This is a genomic window from Frankia sp. Cppng1_Ct_nod (assembly GCF_920656135.1).
In the GTDB taxonomy this organism is placed as follows: domain Bacteria; phylum Actinomycetota; class Actinomycetes; order Frankiales; family Frankiaceae; genus Protofrankia; species Protofrankia meridionalis.
Genome location: NZ_CAKKTK010000092.1, coordinates 1 through 16425, shown reverse-complemented (window position 1 = coordinate 16425; position 16425 = coordinate 1). Strand labels below are relative to the sequence as shown.

12 protein-coding genes and 1 pseudogene are annotated in these 16425 nt (G+C 68.0%); 6 read left to right on the top strand and 7 right to left on the bottom strand.

Going from position 1 to position 16425, the window contains the following annotated elements; genetic code table 11:
- Together NBW77_RS19505 and NBW77_RS19500 are read right to left on the bottom strand one after the other, a co-directional pair.
- The coding region (locus tag NBW77_RS19505; RefSeq protein WP_207386968.1) for an SUMF1/EgtB/PvdO family nonheme iron enzyme at positions 1 to 250 on the bottom strand (250 nt) is incomplete at its 3' end.
- A gap of 86 nt (positions 251 to 336) precedes the next feature.
- Positions 337 to 642 (bottom strand): annotated as a pseudogene (locus tag NBW77_RS19500) (flavodoxin family protein); the annotation flags it as partial.
- A gap of 266 nt (positions 643 to 908) precedes the next feature.
- On the opposite strand from NBW77_RS19500, the gene NBW77_RS19495 reads away from it, so the two are divergent.
- The 5 genes from NBW77_RS19495 to NBW77_RS19475 all read left to right on the top strand — a co-directional run bounded on the left by NBW77_RS19495 (position 909) and on the right by NBW77_RS19475 (position 8594).
- Complete coding sequence (locus NBW77_RS19495; protein ID WP_131746552.1) at positions 909 to 1760, top strand: hypothetical protein; 852 nt, start codon at positions 909 to 911, stop codon at positions 1758 to 1760.
- A 275-nt stretch (positions 1761 to 2035) separates the two neighbouring features.
- Positions 2036 to 3517, top strand: coding sequence for an ATP-binding protein (locus tag NBW77_RS19490; RefSeq protein ID WP_207386967.1), 1482 nt, complete (start codon positions 2036 to 2038; stop codon positions 3515 to 3517).
- Between the two features lie 121 nt (positions 3518 to 3638).
- Entirely contained in the window at positions 3639 to 4724 is a 1086-nt protein-coding gene (locus NBW77_RS19485) for an endonuclease domain-containing protein (RefSeq protein ID WP_131746551.1), read from the top strand.
- Positions 4725 to 4740: 16 nt separating this feature from the next.
- Positions 4741 to 5415, top strand: coding sequence for a hypothetical protein (locus tag NBW77_RS19480; protein WP_207386966.1), 675 nt, complete (start codon positions 4741 to 4743; stop codon positions 5413 to 5415).
- A complete protein-coding gene (locus NBW77_RS19475) occupies positions 5412 to 8594 on the top strand; it encodes a helicase HerA domain-containing protein (protein WP_250280117.1) in 3183 nt (1060 codons plus the stop codon). Before NBW77_RS19480 ends, NBW77_RS19475 begins: the two co-directional genes overlap by 4 nt.
- Positions 8595 to 8688: 94 nt before the next feature.
- Here the strand turns inward: NBW77_RS19475 and NBW77_RS19470 are convergent, their stop codons facing one another.
- The 5 genes from NBW77_RS19470 to NBW77_RS19450 form a co-directional block, all read right to left on the bottom strand.
- Entirely contained in the window at positions 8689 to 9015 is a 327-nt protein-coding gene (locus NBW77_RS19470) for a DMT family transporter (protein WP_131746549.1), read from the bottom strand.
- A gap of 68 nt (positions 9016 to 9083) precedes the next feature.
- Positions 9084 to 9482 carry a nuclear transport factor 2 family protein gene (locus NBW77_RS19465; RefSeq protein ID WP_131746548.1) on the bottom strand — a complete coding sequence of 133 codons (399 nt, stop codon included), beginning with the start codon at positions 9480 to 9482 and terminating at the stop codon, positions 9084 to 9086.
- The gene (locus NBW77_RS19460) at positions 9479 to 10522 is read right to left on the bottom strand and encodes a ferredoxin family protein (protein WP_131746547.1); all 1044 of its coding nucleotides are present in this window, start codon (positions 10520 to 10522) and stop codon (positions 9479 to 9481) included. The genes NBW77_RS19465 and NBW77_RS19460 overlap by 4 nt, the downstream gene beginning before the upstream one ends.
- A gap of 165 nt (positions 10523 to 10687) precedes the next feature.
- On the bottom strand, positions 10688 to 11074 hold the full coding sequence (locus NBW77_RS19455; RefSeq protein WP_131746546.1) for a hypothetical protein: 387 nt from the start codon (positions 11072 to 11074) through the stop codon (positions 10688 to 10690).
- A gap of 324 nt (positions 11075 to 11398) precedes the next feature.
- On the bottom strand, positions 11399 to 15343 hold the full coding sequence (locus NBW77_RS19450) for an ABC transporter ATP-binding protein (protein ID WP_502799503.1): 3945 nt from the start codon (positions 15341 to 15343) through the stop codon (positions 11399 to 11401).
- A 49-nt stretch (positions 15344 to 15392) separates the two neighbouring features.
- On the opposite strand from NBW77_RS19450, the gene NBW77_RS19445 reads away from it, so the two are divergent.
- Positions 15393 to 15935, top strand: a complete 543-nt coding sequence (locus NBW77_RS19445) for a hypothetical protein (protein ID WP_131746544.1) — start codon at positions 15393 to 15395, stop codon at positions 15933 to 15935.
- The last annotated feature ends 490 nt before the right edge of the window (positions 15936 to 16425 follow it).

Sequence of the window (16425 nt, the reverse complement as noted above, 5' to 3'; positions counted from 1 at the left end):
TGCTGTAGGCAGGCGTCAAGCCCTCACATTGAGAAAGTGCGTTGCAGAATCGGACGGCGTCCTGCCAGGAAACACTCTCAACCGGTAGCTGATCCCCACGAGCAGCGCTCGGCCGCTCACCGGCGACCTGTGCGTACCGCGCCTGGGTGACCGGAAACGCGGCAAGATAGAACGGCGCAAGCTCGACCGACCACCTGCGTCGCATCCGCTGATCCGACAGCGTCACCTGCCCCGGCGGGATGGCGATCATCGCAACTCCCGTCCTTACCTCCATGCCTGGCGGCTCTATCAACCTCCATCTCAACGACGGGTATTCGCGGAACCGGACGTCGGCAGCCCGCGCAGACCAGGCCCTGTAGACGGGACGAGCGCGTACGGCCGGCCAACGGTGGCATCCAGGCACGGATAGTAGATCTGGTCGAAGAAGTGCTTGAGCGCGCCGGACATGTAGCCGATGTTGGCGGGTGTCCCAAGCAGATAAACGTCCGCGGTGAGCACGTCCACAACGGACGCAGCCAGCGCTCGGCGGGTAACGACGTCCACCCCCTCGATCGCGTCGTCGGTGGCACCGGCGAGCACCGCCTCCAGCATCGTCTCCATGGACGGCGAGGGAGTGTGGTGAACGATCAAGAGAGTTGGCATCGCGACATGGTATGACTCGGCCGGCAGCACGCCGCCTTCGCATCCAAGGCGAGATCAGGGACTCCCGGTTCGCGAACCAACGGTGACCGTGAAGCGCTGCTGAGTGACGACGACACCAAGCGTCGCCTGGCCCGACGGGACCAACCACGTACCAATTCATGACACATATTTATATATACCGATACAGTCACCCTCGGTCCCGCTCGGTTGGTCCCCTACGAGTCGGATCCGCGCGGCGAACACGCCCAGATCATGGAGTCGATGCTGTGAAGAGGCACCTGTCGTGGCTCATTCCCCTCGTTCTCACGATCGTCGCGTTCATCGCCCTCGCCGCCATGGGATCGGATGACGCTCAGCGGAATACGCAGGACACTGGGGTGACGCTCCGCGGCATTGTCGGACTCATCATCGTCTTCGTCTTCCTTGCCAGCCTGGCCTTCACCGGAATCTACGGATCGCGCGCCTATCGCGTGTACCGCCACGCTCACGGCCTTTACACCCGTGGGGAAACCCTGGTCATCGAACGTGACGCGCAGCTGCACGCGGCGCTGAAGGAAAGCTGGGATGGCGCCCGCGACCTGCTGAATCATCTCGCCGCGGACAACCCGCTTCATCCCATCACCATCTGGGGCCTGGTCCTGCACCCGAATGAGAACGCGTACCTCGATTTCACGGCGACCTACTCCCGCTACTACGGTGGGGACGGTCGTTACGTCCATGTCGACGGCTTTTTCTTCGGTAGCGCTCCCTTCATGGCCGCCGGATACGCCCTGACCGCGTTTGGGAACAGATCTCGTCGTGCCACGGCCATGGCGGAGGCCGCCCGACGATGGCGAGAACACCAGACAACTCGTGTCATCATCACCAACCAGCGAGTCATCTGCAACGTGGCCGGACGATGGCTGAGCTTCTACTACGCCGCGATCGGCTCATTTTACCCGGAACCGCTGAACTGGTCCGTCGTCTTCGATTTCGCCGATACGGCCCCCCTTCGGCTGGAAGGTCACAGCGGTCCGGCGATCGCAACCATTGTCACGTGGGCCCTGTACGGCCGACGCGGGCTACAGGAGCACCCCGCACTGGAGCCGCTTCGCCAGCTACCCCAGGTCGTCGAATGAGACGAGCTCCCACCCGCGGATAGCCAGCCAGTCTCCCACCGCGTGCGCCTCCGGCCTGCGGCGTCCACTTCCCTGACGAGGGTGAGCGGATCGCGCAGGCGCTTCCACCGCAGGCCGGTCGCGATCGTATGGACGCAACCGGTTTGTGACCACCGGGAACGGCCGGGATGGGGTGGGAGTGTGCACCCGCCGGATGCCGCCAGGCCAGAGCCTGCCATAGGTGCAGTTATCATAGGTGCAGTTCTACGGGGCGTACGGACGGGGAGATCTTTGCGATGCGCGTACCGCGCAGGCCGAGCGAAATGTTCGACCGGGAGTACGAGTGGACCGCGCTCGCCGATTTCGCCACCGATCCGGCCGATGGAGCCACGCTCGGTGTCGTGTCCGGACGCCGACGTCAAGGCAAGACCTTCCTCCTCCGGGCGCTGTGCCAGGCGACCGGCGGCTTCTACTTCGCTGCCGATGAAGCCGCCGACGGCGAGTCACTCCACCGGATCGGCGCCGTCCTCGCGGACTACCTTGACACCCCTGCCCCGCTGATCTTCGATACCTGGCACACGGCCATCGACTCCCTGCTCGCACTCGGCCGCGACCGCTGCGTCCCCGTCGTTATCGACGAGTTCCCATACCTGGCCAAGGCCAATCCGCGCCTGCCGTCCATCATCCAGAACGCACTCGCCCCACTGCGCGAGGAACGGGATACCAGCCGCACCCGCCTCCTGCTGTGCGGATCAGCCATGTCCTTCATGGGCCGGCTGCTGGGTGGCAACGCACCACTGCGCGGACGCGCCGGGCTCGAGCTCGTCGTACCGACCCTGGACCACCGTCTCGCCGCCGAGTTCTGGGGAATCGACGACCCGGCCACCGCCCTCAGGGTCAATGCGATCGTCGGCGGAACCCCGGCCTACCGCCGGGAATTCGTCCGCGACGACGTGCCCGCGGGCCCCGACGACTTCGACCCCTGGGTCATCCGCACCGTGCTTTCCCCCGCCAGCCCGCTGTTCCGCGAGGCCCGGTATCTGCTCGCGGACGAACCGGACCTGCACGATACCGGTCTGTATCATTCGGTGCTCGCGGCGATCGCGGCCGGCAATACGAACCGCGGGGGTATTGCTTCCTATCTGGGCCGCAAATCCGGTGACCTCGCGCATCCGCTGACCGTCCTCGAAGACTGCGGCATGATCATGCGTGAACCCGATGTCTTCAAGGACAACCGGAGCCGGTTCCGGATCGCCGAACCACTCGTGACCTTCTACCACGCCGTGATGCGCCCGATCTGGTCCGACCTCGAACACACCCGCGACGCCACCCGGCTATGGCAACGCAGCCGGCGCAGGTTCGACGGCAACGTCCTGGGCCCGCACTTCGAACACATCTGCCGCCGCTGGACCCGGTACCTGGCCACGACCGAACATTTCGATGACTACCCCAACCGTGTCGGCGCGGGAACCGTCAACGACCCGGCGAACAGGACCAGCCACGAACTGGACGTCGTCGCTTTCGGTCTCGACGACGACAACCGCACGCCCCTGATCGCGATCGGAGAGGCGAAATGGGGCGAGATCATAGGCATGGGCCATCTCGAGCGACTCCGTCGGATCCGCACCCTGCTCACCGCGCAGGGACGCCTCGGAGCTGAGAGCGCGAAACTCGCCTGCTACAGCGGTGCCGGGTTCAGTGCTGAACTCCGGGGACACGCCGCCGAGGACAACAGCATCATCCTTGTCGGACTCGATGACCTCTACGGACGGCCATAACCTGCGACGGCCCGTCGTCCCGCTGGGTAATGAGCGATCACGACGGCGGAGGCGTTCACGACGGGTGCGTCGATCGGCCGCTCGGACCGTGTGAAATCCTGTCACCGGATGCGGGGGCTCCGTGGCGGTAGGCATCCATTTCGGAGCCAAAGCCATCACGGTCGGGGGTGAAGCGGTGACATGGTCGTGGGCACAGCTGCCGCTCGATCGCGTGGTACGCCTGACCGAGGCGGGCACCGAGGCCATCGCATTATCACTGGAACCCCTGCCGGACGATGCGCCCGCTGTCGTCAGGTACCGACCGGTTGCCATGACGCCTGCCACCTCAATGATCAAAAATGTGCTGGACGCCTTGGACACGGTCGCCACGGCCCTGTTCCCGGCCTGGCTTCCCGATGCGGAGTTACTCGACGGACCCGCCGGCGCGGGAACCGCCGCGGCACGCGTCCTGGCCCGCAGGGCCGCTGCCACCGCACCTGATTTCGGGCCTTTTCTCGCCGATCTGGCGGAGCGGTCGCTGGCCGGCGGGAAGCCTTCGACCGCGAAGTTCGTGGACGAGGTACGCGCCGTCGGACTGACCCGGGTTGTCGCCACCAGTTTCCACCGCACTCGCACCGCCATCCTCGTGCAGGTGCCCGACGGGCTCACGCCCGCGGAGGAACGGTCGTTGGTGACGGCGTTCGAATGGCTCACCTACCACGGTCGTGCCGGCGTGTGGCTCACGGGCGCTGCGTTACATACCGTCGACCGGGTCTGTTCAGCCACGGTGCGCCTGACCGGGACGGCCGCGGAAATCACCGACCAGCGGACGTTCACCGATTCCGACCCCGCCGAACTTCCGTCCATCAGCTACCCGGCTCTGGCCGGGCGACCGCATCCGGCGAGCCAGGCCGAGCAGATCCTGGAAACGGCGCTGGCGGCACAGCCGTGGGCGATGGGTCGGGCCTGGAACCAGACCTACCGCTTCGGTCCGCTCGTCAACCCGGTCCGGCTGGATCTGCTGTGGTCCGCCGAACGATGCGTCGTCGAGGTGGACGGTCCGGAACACCGTGCAATACCGCGGTATGAGGCGGACCGGCGCCGTGACGTGGACCTCCAACTGGACGGCTTCGCCGTGCTGCGATTCACGAACACCCAGATCATTCATGATCTGGATGCGGTACTCCTCCGGATCGAGCGTTTCATCCGGACCCGGCGCCAAGGATAGCGGGAGGAATAGGGAAATGCCCAGCGAGACGTTGACCAGCAGTGAGGTGGGGATCCTTCTCGCACTGATGGCCGAGGCCACCGAGGTCTCCAATCCGGAGCTGAAGAACGCCTACGGTCTGACGCTCGATGGCGCCTCACGCAAGAAGCTCAACGACCTGAAACTGGTGGAGAGCCGGCGTGCGGGTCGTCCGTTTCTTCACGAGCTGACCGACAGCGGGTGGGCGCGGTGCCGTGCGGAACTGTCGGCGCCGCGTCCGAAGCGCGGTGGCGTCGCCGTCGGTGCGCTGTATGCCGTGCTGGCTGGCGTCAACCGCTACCTCGAACAGGAAGGTCTCGTCCCCGCCGACGTCTTCCGACCCGCAGGCGAATCCCCGCCCGAGGCCGAATCGGCGACACCGGCGCCACCTGCGACCGACCCCGGCGGGCCCGATCTCGAGGCTCGTATCCGGGACGCCTATCAGCAGCTCGCCAAGCACCCTGGCAGCTGGGTGAGCCTTGCCCGACTACGTCCCCTGCTCGGTGACGCCGAGCAGGCCGACGTCGACGCGGCGCTGCGCCGGATGGACCGCGGCCCGCGTGTGAGCCTCATACCCGAGGAGAACCAGAAGACGCTGGCCGGCAGGGACCGGGCGGCGGCGGTGAACATCGGCGGCCAGGACAACCACCTTCTCGCGATCGAGGACGCATGACAGCCTCGAAGCGGGACGCGTTCGCCGCTCTGCGGCTCGACTGGGCCCGCACGCCGGAGGACGTGTGGAAGAGGTCGTCGGTTCACGTGGAGGGGCTGCACGCCCATGCCACCCGCAGCATCGACGCCGGGATGGCCGACGCGGTGGCGAGCGGCGGTTCCAGTCCCATCGGGATCGTCGTCCAGGGCCAACGCGGGGCGGGAAAGACCCATCTGCTCGGCTGGGTACGGGAGAGGGTCCACAGCCTCGGCGGCTACTTCTTTCTCGTCGGTCCCCTGAGCGGGACGACCTTCTGGGAAAGCGTCGCCGGATCCATGCTGGAGAACCTGCTGCGCGACGTCGACGGTCAGGGCACCCAGCTTTCGGTCTTCCTCCGGCGGATGTCGTCGCTGCTCGATGTCCCGGACCCGGTGCGTGCCGGCGTCGTCGGTGACACCGAACTGACCCCGGAACATCTGAAGGACTTCATCGTCGGGCTGCGGACGTTCGACCGCAAGCTCGGATCGGAGTGTCAGGACACGCTCCGGGCGATGGTCCTGTACGGCGCCGCCGACTTCGCGGCGCAGGACGTCGGCCAGAGCTACCTCCAGTCGATGGAGGAGCAGGAACCAGGTGAACGCTCGGCCCGGGGCATGCGCACGCCCGCGAAACCGGCGCGGCAGATCGTCAGTGAGATCTCGCGCCTGCTGGCGCTCACCGGCCCGAGCGTAATAGCCATCGACCAGATAGACACGGTTGTCGCGGAAACGACGTTGTCCGTCGTGAACGAGGAGGCCGGACCGGACGACTGGCGCCCCAACCCGCTTTTCGACCAGGTGGCGGACGGACTACTCGTGCTGCGTGACGTGACAGCGCGCACACTGTGCATAGTCGCATGCCTTCCGAACACCTGGGTCCTCATCAAGGACCATGCCGTTGCCACGGTGAGCGACCGGTTCCGTGAACTCACCACCCTGAACAGGATAGAAACCCCGGAGATCGGTAGGAAGATCGTCGAGAAACGCTTCGCCGATCGCTTCCGGAAGATATACTTCAAGGCGCCGCATCCAACCTGGCCGGTAAAAGAATCCGCCTTCGCCGATGCCCCGTCATATACACCGAGGCTCCTACTCCAACGTATAGACAACCACGTCCAGAAATGCCTGGCCAATGACGATTTTCCGGAGCTGGAAAGGCTCGGCGAGGAAAGCAGCGGGACGGAAGCCGGCAAGCCCCCGGTTATCGACCCCATCGACCCCATCGACCCCATCGATCCGGATCCCGGCCATAATCCGGATCGCGATTCGCTGGACTTCAGGTTCGACGAACTCCGGAACAGCGCCGACGTCGACGCCGCCCTGGTCGCCGATGCGGAGGACATCGTCGTTCCGAGGCTTCTCGCGGCCGGTCTGACAGCCTGGATCGCCGAACACGGCGAGAACGGGGACGCCTTTTCCCGGGATCCGCTGCCGGGGCCGAAGCCCGCCCTGCATGCCCGCCTGCGCCGCACCCTCGACGAGAACACCGGCGACGAGATCCACTGGGCCTTCCGTGCGGTCACGAGCGATCAGGCCATCGCCGCGCTCAACCGGATCCGCGGCGCCTGCACGATGGCCGGCATCGATCAGAGCGGAGGCAAACGCCGTCTTTTCCTGTTACGCAACGCAGCCTGGAGCAACGGCGCCCGCACGAAGGAGGCGATCGAGGCGTTCACCGCGGCCGGCGGCATCACCCTTGCGCTGGACGGCGGCGACCTCAAGACGTTCGCCGCGCTGGAGAAGATGCTGGCCGAGAACCGTCCCAACCTGCGGGACTGGCTCGTCGCCCGCCGGCCGGCCAGCGACTCGAAGCTGCTGAGCGCCGTCCTCGCCGACGCGGCGGTCCCTGCCCCGACGGCGGCCCCTGCCCCGACGGCGGCCCCTGCCCCGACGGCGGCTGACCCGGGCGCCGGGACGGGTGCGACCGGGGCCTCGCGCATCACGATCGGTCTGCCGGTGACCGGCCGGACGCCGGTGCAGGTCGAACTGGAATCGTTGCGCAGGCACATCGCGATCTTCGCTGGTTCCGGTTCGGGTAAGACGGTACTCATCCGGCGTCTGGTCGAGGAGTGCGCCCTGCGCGGTGTCTCCTCGATCGTGCTGGACCCCAACAACGACCTTGCCCGGTTGGGTGACGCCTGGCTACAGCCGCCGGCACAGTGGGCCGAGGATGACGCCGTCCTGGCCAAGGAGTACCTGGCGGAGACGGACGTGGTGGTGTGGACGCCGCGGCGTCAGGGGGGTCGGCCCTTGAGCTTTCAGCCGCTACCGGACTTCCGGGGCCTGCTCGGTGATCCCGATGAGTTCGGTATCGCGATCGACGCGGCCGTCACCACCCTCGCGGTCAGAGCAAACGTCGCGGGGAGTACCCGCAAGGCGGGCGTGGGCAGGGCGATACTGCACCAGGCCCTCGAGTTCTTCGCACGCGGCAACCGGACCGGCCTCGACGCGTTCCTCGAACTGTTGTCCGACCTGCCCGACGGCGTGACGCGCCTCGATCCCGATGGCAAGATCGCACAAGAGATGGAACAGACGCTCAGCGCAGCGACAGTGACCGATCCGCTCTTCGGCGGCCAGGGGGAAGCTGTCGACCCGGGCGAGCTGCTGACGCCTCCGGCCGGCCGACGGGCCCGGGTGTCAGTGATCAATCTGGCGGGGCTCCCCGGCGACGAACAGCGTCAGAGCTTCGTCAACCAGCTGCAGATGGCGCTGTTTGCCTGGGCCAAGAAAAACCCGGCGGGCGACCGACCGCTGGGCGGACTGTTCGTGATGGACGAGGCTCAGACGTTTGCTCCGTCAACTGGATCGACCCCATGTACAAAGAGCACCCTGGCGCTCGCGTCGCAGGCGCGAAAGTACGGACTCGGTCTCGTCTTCGCGACACAGGCTCCCAAGGGGCTGCACAACCAGATCCCGGGCAACGCCACCACCCAGTTCTTCGGCCGGCTCAACGCCCCGGTCCAGATCGACGCGGCCAAGGACATGGCCAAGGTCAGGGGCGGTGAGGCATCGGACATCGGCCAGCTGGGGGTCGGCCAGTTCTACGCCGCGGGTGAAGGATTCGCGTTCCAGAAGCTGCAGACACCGCTGTGCCTGAGCCACCATCCCAGGAGCCCGCTGACGGACGAGGAGGTCATCGAGCGCGCGAAGGACGGCCCGTGAGCGACAGACCCGAACTGAGCTCACCCCACGTTGGACAGTGAGCCCGCCACGGACGGCCCGACCACCTGTGAACGCCGCTACCCGATGGGCCGGATCACCGGTGGGCCCCACCGAGCTGCAGGCCGATAACGCCCAACACGACGAGAACCAGTGAGATGACCCGGATCGCGGTCAGCGACTCCCCGTAGGCAACCACGCCGATGATCACTATAGCGGCGGTCCCCACGGCCGACCACACCGCGTATGCGACCCCGATCGAGAGCTGCCGCAGCACCAGGGACAGCAGGTAGAACGACAGGGGGTAACAGACGCACACCAGCACGGACGGCCACAGCCGGGTGAATCCGTCGGAGGCCCGCAACGACGTGGTGCCGACGATCTCGGCCACGATCGCCACGGCCAGCTGCAGAACCACGGCCATCCCGCACCCCCTACCGGCCACGCAACCTACCGGCCACGCGATGACACAAGCATGTCGAGGGCAGTCCCTCAGCCCTTGCGCGCTCCCGAGGCCAGGGCATCGTCGAGGGAGCCGACGTTCACATAGGTCGCCAGCCGTTGGATCAGGCCGTCCCGGATGACGAAGAAGTCACCCAGCCACGTCGACTCGCCGCGGGTCACCGCCTCCGCCTGGACGGCGGCGTGCTCACCGTCGACCAGGATCGACCCGAGAACAGTTGCGATGTCACCGGGCGCGAAAGCGGTCATCCACTGCCGGTAGTGCTCGGTGATGGCCTGCCTGCCTGCTCGGAGGAGGACGCCGTTGACGACCATCTCGCCGGCGGGCGCGTACAGGGCGCCGACCGCGTCCGCGTCCAACGCCGCGTTCGCCTCGAAGTACGCCCTGACGACCTGCGCCGGTGAGACCGGGGCACCGCTGACGCTCATACCCGGGCTCCTTGCTCGCGGTCAGAACTGATCGTGATCGACCGTAGTGCCAGTTCCGGATTTGTCTTCTCGGCAAGCTCCGGAGGCTCACCGCACACCAGGACGGGGACATCGCGAACCACTTCGACCGACGCGGTGGCTGTTCCCGACCCGGCCGGTCCCTGCCAGGCCAGCTCCACGGTTGCCGTCCGCCCGCCGTCAGCGACCTCGGTGCGCGCCGAGATGAGCTCGTGATCGAGCCAGCCCCAGCCGAACCGCTCGAACAGCTCCCGCTCCACCACCTGGCCCCACCGGTCGAGCGCGGTGGTACCGCGGTACCTGCCGCGCAGATCGGTGGGCCGGCCACCGCGACCGATGATCCCGTCGAGGGCCGCGGCGTCGAGGAACCCCCAGGCCCGCCCGTCGGGAAGGGTGAACCCGGTCGGGGCGAACCGGTGACCGCCGGTGTGGCTACAGCGGCGGACCCGCACGCCGGGCCAGGCCGATGCCACCTCGAGCTGCAGGCGGACCCCTTCCCGGCCGCAGCAACGGTCACGCACACCATGGCCGCACAGCAGGACCTCGGCAGGCGCGGTGCGCGCCGCAGTGCTCATACCCAGGTCATCAACGCTCAGGGCGTCCACGCCACGATCATTCATGCCCAGGGCGTCCACGCCGCTCAGAAGCCGCACAAGCCCCTCGGCAAGACGGTCGTGGGGCACCATGTGGTCGGTACCCCGGAACCTGTTCGACGCCTGGCGGCACCACAGCGTGACCAGCACGCCAGCTCTCGGGTCCAGACGATCAGCGGGCCTGCCCGCCGGGTCTCCCCCGGGGTCATCGGCCGGCGCGGCGGCGAGCAGCCGGGTACGGCGAAGGCCCCGGCGCATCACCTCGGCGAAGGCCGGTATCTCGCTCACGTCGTGTGGCCATGGCGGTGGTATCTCCACAAGCACGAAGGTGTCGCAGGTGAGAGCGGAGCCGATCGGGTCCACACCCTGCTCCTGGGTCCACGGAGCACAGCGGTACGACAGCGCCGGGGATGTGGTTCCGACACTCATGACCAGCCGCCTGCTTTCATGAATGCCAGGGTCGACGTGTACGGTTCACCGTTCAGCCAGACCATACGACGAACACCCGCTGTCGTGCGGCCGCAGACGTGTCCGGGCACGTGGCCGGACACGTGGCCGGACACGTGGCCGCGCAACCGGGGTGTGTCCGCCCTGTCAGGGATGGGCCGTCGGCGTGGGCACGGGAAGGCCGATCGATGGCGTGGGCGTGACCGGTGGGACAGAAGTCGGCGGCGGCCGGGTCTGAACGGGCAGGGGCTCGACGGTCTGGACGATCCGCAACGGTGACGGCCGCGTCGTCACGACGATCGTTGTCACGGTCGTGGGTTGACCGATGCGGGTCGGGATCACAGGTGGCACTGTCCTCGCGGGCGGTAACGTCCCCGCGGGCGGTAACGTCCCCGCGGGCGGCGATCCGGTGCCGGCCGTCGGCGTGGCGGCGCCGACGGTTCCAGGCATTGCGGCCTCGGGCTGAACGGCCGCGGGGGCGGACAGCGCCTTGTCGGGCGTCACCGGACCGGACGTCACTGTGACAGCGGGCATCAGCACCGCCTGCCGTACCTCTCCCCAGTCCACAGACATGACGGCGGACGTGATGACCAGTCCCGCGCCGATGATGCCGCAACCGGATTCGATCCACGGCCTTGCGCGAAACCGCAACCACCAGGAAGGTGTGCGTCGGTGTCTCCTCACCTGATCTGCCCACCTCACCTTCCATAGCAGGAAGATCTCGCAGGGTGTCGCCGACGGGTCATCCGCCTGGCGGATGGATCCTGTACGCCCAGTACGACGGGCCAGGACTCGCCGAGGTTGCACAGATCCCGAAGTCGAGATCCGTGAACGTGCCGCCTGCCGACGACCCGATCCTCACCCGTCCATAGCGGCGGGCAGACGGGTCCGGTCCGGGGCCGACCCGTCCGCAACGGCCGGAGCACCGGTGCCGACCTGCCCGTCCTCGCCGTTGAACGCCGCCCACAGCTGCGCATACCTACCGCCGGCCCGCACCAGCTCGCCGTGGGTGCCCTGCTCGACGATCCGACCGCCGTCCATCACCACGACCCGGTCCGCACGGGCGGCGGTGGTCAGCCGATGCGCCACCACCAGGGTGGTCCGCCGCCGGGCGAGGCGGTCCGTGGCCGCGGTGATCGCCGCCTCCGTGGCCAGGTCGAGCGAGGCGGTGGCCTCGTCCAGCAGCAGAATGTCAGGGTCCGCGAGTTCCGCCCGCGCGAGCGCCAGCAACTGGCGCTGCCCCGCCGACAGACCCCGGCCACGTTCCCCGACCGGGTGCAGGTAGCCTCCTGACAGCCGCACGATCATCGAGTGTGCCCCGACCGCGCGGGCCGCCGCCTCCACCTCGCCGTCGTCGGCGTCCGGGCGGGCGTAGGCGATGGCGTCGCGCACGGTCCCGGAGAACAGGAACGGCTCCTGCGGTACGACCCCGAGCCGGTGGCGGTAACCGGCGAGGTCGAACCGGGTCACGTCGGTGCCGTCGATGCGCACCGTGCCGCCGATCGCATCGTGGAAACGGGCGACCAGCTTGACCACGGTGGACTTCCCGGCGCCGGTCTCGCCGACCAGGGCGACGGTCTCCCCCGCGGCAACGTGCAGGTTCACCCCGTCCAGTGCCGGGCGGCCGGCTCCCGGGTACCGGAACCCGACGTCGACCAGGTCGATCTCGCCCTCGAGCCGGCCCACCGGCACCGGATCGGGGTACTGCGGGGTGGACGTCGGGGTGCGCAGCAGGTCTGAGAGCCGCCGCAACCCCACCTTCGCCTGCTGGTAGCCGTCGAACACCTGGGACAGCTGCTGGAGCGGCGAGAAGAACAGGTCGATGTAGAGCAGGTAGGCGATGAGCCCGCCGGTGGTCAGCGAACCGGACGCGACGAGCCCCGCGCCGGCGCCGAGGACGAGCGCCGCCGCCAGCTCCGAGCAGAACTCCATGAACGGGAAGTACAGGGCGATGAGCCGCTGCGCCCGCAGCCGGGACGCCCGGTAGTGCTCCGCGAGACCGCGCAAGTCGGCCTGGTTGCGTTCCTCGCGGCGGAACGCCTGCACGACCCGGATGCCGGCAAGGTTCTCCTGGAACGCGGCGTTGACCGCACTGACCCGCTCCCGTGACTCGGTGTAGGCGGCGGATGACTTCACCCGGAACACCAGCGTGACGGCGATCCCGATCGGCAGCATCGGCAGCACGACCAGCGCCAGTCGGGCGTTCAGGACGACCAGCGCGACGCCGACACCGACGAACGACAGGACGCCGACCACCGCGGTTGTCAGGCCGGTCTGCAGGAACGTCGACAGGGCATCGACGTCCGTGGTCATCCGGGTCATGATCCGCCCGGACAGCTCGCGTTCATAGTAGTCCAGCCCGAGCCGTTGAAGCTGGGCGAACGTCTTCACCCGCAGGGTGAACAGCAGCCGCTCCCCCATCCGCCCGGTCACCCTGTTCTGGGCGATCTGCACAGCCCAGTCCGCGAGGACCACGACCAGCGCCACCGTGGACGTCACGAACAGCACCGTGCCCGCGGTCCGGGACACCCCCGCGTCGATCCCGTGCCGCACCAGGGCGGGCAGGGTCAGGCCCGCGGCCGCGTCCAGCGCGACCAGCAGCAGGCCGAGGCCGAGCAGTCCGTGGACGCCACGCAGCAGACGGCGCAGGGAGAAAGCCGGGTCGGACGCGGCGGCATCGGCCTCACGGACTCCGACCGGCTCGGTCGCCGGCGGGAGCGCGTCGACCCGCGCGAGCAGTTCGGGGGTGGCGGGCAGGTCCGCGAACGGGCCACCGCCGACTGCGCGGGCCCGGCCGCCACCCGGGGTCCCAGCAGGGGCCTGACGCGGGCGGGGCATGACCCTCGGAGCGACCGCACGGGTATCGCCGGCCCACCGCGACGGCGTGACCCCGTCGACCCGCGAGCTGCCCGCATCCACGCCCGCGGCCGCATCCATGCCCACGGCCGCATCCACGGCCACGGCCGCATCCACGGCCACGCCGATGCTCGGGCGGTCGAGGGTCGGGCCGGACAGCAGCAACGTGTACAGCGGGCACCGGGCGGTCAGCTCCTCGTGGGTGCCGACATCGACCAGGCGTCCCGCGTCGAGCACGGCGATCTCATCGGCCAGGTGCAGGGAGGAACGGCGGTGCGCGATCAGGAGAGTGGTCCGTCCACGCATGATCTCCCGCAACGCGGTGTGGATCTCGGCCTCGACCCGGACGTCGACCGCGGACGTCGCGTCATCCATGATCAGCACAGGCGGGTCGGTGAGCAGGGCTCGGGCCAGGGCGATCCGCTGGCGCTGCCCGCCTGACAACGTCAGCCCCTGCTCGCCCACGACGGTGTCGTACCCGTCCGGGAGATCCCGGATGAAGCCGTCCGCCTGGGCCGCCCGCGCCGCGGCCACAATCGACGCCTCGTCCGCGTCCGGCCGGGCGTAGCCGATGTTGGCGCGAACCGAGTCGGAGAACAGGAAACTGTCCTCGAACACCACCCCGAGCTGTGCCCGCAGCGATGACAGGGTCAGGTCCCGGACGTCGTGGCCGTCGATGCGGATCAAGCCTGCGTCGGGATCGTAGAAACGGGACAGCAACGCGGCCACCGTCGACTTGCCCGACCCGGACGTCCCGACAAGGGCGAGCGTCCGGCCGGGTTCGACCCGCAGGCTCACCCCGGCCAACACCGGCTGGTCCGGGGTGTAGCCGAAGGTGACGTTGTCGAGTTCGACCGTTCCCCTCGCCCGGCCGAGACCGGTCGCGTCCGGCCGCTCGGTGACGAACGGGTGGGTGTCGATGACCTCGAACACCCGGATCGCACTCGCCCGGGCCTGCTGCCCCACCACGAGCAGGCCCGCGAGCATGCGTGTCGGCGCGACGAGCTCGCCGACGTAGGTGCTGAACGCAAGGAAGGTACCGAGGCTGATGCTGCCGCGCAGCGCCAGCCATCCACCGAAGGCCAACACCCCCACCTGCCCGAGGGCCGGCACCGCCGCGAGCGCCGGGGCGTACCGGCTGGTGAAGCGAACCGCCCGCATCCGCAGGGAGAACAGGACCTGGGCGGAGGCCGCGAGCCTGGCCAGCTCCCGGTGCTCCTGCCCGAAGCCCTTGACCACCCGGACGCCCGCGACCGCCTCCTCGACCACACCCGCGACCTCGCCGGCCTGCTGCTGCGCCGCCCACGTCGCGGGGAAGACGGTGCGCCGGGCCCGGATCCCGATGAGGAACAGCAGCGGGCCGACGGCGAGCGCGACCAGGGTGAGCGGCGGCGAGAGCACCACCATGATCGCAATCGAGAGTACGAACAGCAGGACGTTGCCGCTCAGGAACGGCAGGTACGACAGCAGGCCCTGCACGACGGTGACGTCGGAGATGCAACGGCTGACGATCTGGCCCGTCCGGACCCTGTCCTGGCGGGCACCGTCGAGGCGGGCGAGCGCGGCGAACACCGCGTCCCGCAGGTCGTACTGGACGTCGAGGGAAAGGCGTCCACCGACGTAACGGCGGACGAAGCCGGCCGCGAAGCGCAGCACCCCGGCGGCGAGCAGTGCGATCACGTAGGGGGCGAGCGGATCGCGGTGGTCGACGATAACGTTGTCGATCACCGCGCGTTCGATCAGCGGCGTGACCGCGGCGATCGTGGTGCCGAGCACCGCGGCGCCGAAAGCCCAGATGACGTTGCGGCGGTACCGCAGGACATGCCCGACCAACCGTCGAAGCCAGCGTTGCCGGGGGGCTGAAGAGCCCGCGGACGGTGACGCCGGCGCAACGGTCCGGTCCGGTGGGTAGCTGTTCGCGCGGATCTCCCGGGATGGTCGAGGCAGTCTGCTCACCCAACCATCCCAGGAGATCATCGCATCCCGGTAACCGTCGGTGGCGGCGCCGGTCGAAGCCGATGGAGGCCACTTCATCCTGATCGACGAGCAGGGAACTGGCCGTATTGGTCAGCCGCCGTGTCTACTATCCGAAAAAGTTCCTATGATCAGAGGTGCTACCCTGGACAGCCGGGCGGAATTCTATGAAATCAAAGACCGTGGTCGTACCCGCACAAGATTTGAAGGCTTTGCCAGCCTCGCCGAAAGTGGCAACATCGAAGAAGGTCGTACTGTAGAATCCGTTCTGGTCCGGTGCCAGCCCCCGGCTCTCAGTTCCAATCTTGATGGTCAACGAGTCCGGCACCGCACCACTTGCACACAGGGCCTGACCGGAAAGATCAACACGCGGATTGTCCGGGTCTGCGTACGCGGCTGTCGCCGGCACCAGGGCCATGGCCGCTACGACGCCCGTGGAAGCCGCAAAGATTCCTATCTTTCGGCGAATCCTCATTCGCAATCCTTTCTGTGGGAAACCGATCATTCGCGTCCCCTGCCCGTACAGCTGGGAGGCTACCCCGATGCGGCTATCACATGCATATGAAATTTTTCTTTAACCTCGCCCTATGTAGTGGTCACTCTCCGGTTATAGCCTTTTTCACGCCTGGTGGCGGCGCGAGTCGGGCATCGTCGGGCAGGCCAAGGCAAAAACTAAGCGGATTCTCAGGCCTGGGCAACAAACTTCTCCGAGAAACTCCTGGAACGACGTTCACGGACCCGGGTACCGGTTTTACGTCCCCGTGACACCCCGCATATGCCCCTGGAGCCCCTACAGTCGTACAAGCGGTTCCGGTGTTCCGCCATCGCGGGCCCAGGTGGTGGTTAACAGGATTTATCGAGCCCGCACCTCGCGGAGCCCTCAGCCGGGAACACCCGTCGTCGCCGGAACGGCGATCACCCCGCCGACGGGGACGCCAGCGGGGTGATGGGGTCGGGGGGTAGCTGCTCACCCGTCTCCCGGGATGGTCGAGGCAGTCTGCTCACCCAACCGTCCCGGGAGATCATCGCTTTCCGGTGACTGACCGTGCCGGCGC